The sequence below is a fragment of the Mesorhizobium sp. M00.F.Ca.ET.216.01.1.1 genome (genome assembly GCF_004010325.2).
In the GTDB taxonomy this organism is placed as follows: Bacteria; Pseudomonadota; Alphaproteobacteria; order Rhizobiales; family Rhizobiaceae; genus Mesorhizobium.
Genome location: NZ_SADR02000371.1, coordinates 1 through 320, shown reverse-complemented (window position 1 = coordinate 320; position 320 = coordinate 1). Strand labels below are relative to the sequence as shown.

Genomic DNA, 320 nt, shown 5'->3' with positions numbered 1-320 from the left:
CTCGAACCAGGCCTTGCGCTGCGCGTCCTGCCAGGCGCCGCCGCTTGCCATGATGGACAGCTCGTCCGCGCGGACGGCACCGGCGATCGTCATGACCGCCGTGGCGGTCGCAAGCGCGAGCAGATGTGTTCTCACATGTTTCATGTCGTTTTCCCCTGTTTTGGAATGGCGCCGCCCGTTCCCGCATCGGCCGGAAAGGCGCGGCAATCATTGGGCGCGCAGGAGACCGTCACGGTCTCGCCATTCGCCATCGTCGCTTCGGGGCCGACCTTGACGATCAGCACTTGCTCGTTGGCGAGCTTGGCCACAAGGCGCAGGTG

1 protein-coding gene is annotated in these 320 nt (G+C 65.6%); it reads right to left on the bottom strand.

The genetic code is table 11. The features are described from left to right. Positions 1 to 140 precede the first annotated feature (140 nt). Positions 141 to 320 (bottom strand): TOBE domain-containing protein (locus EN859_RS36530; RefSeq protein WP_135913699.1); only part of this gene is annotated, 180 nt, incomplete at its 5' end.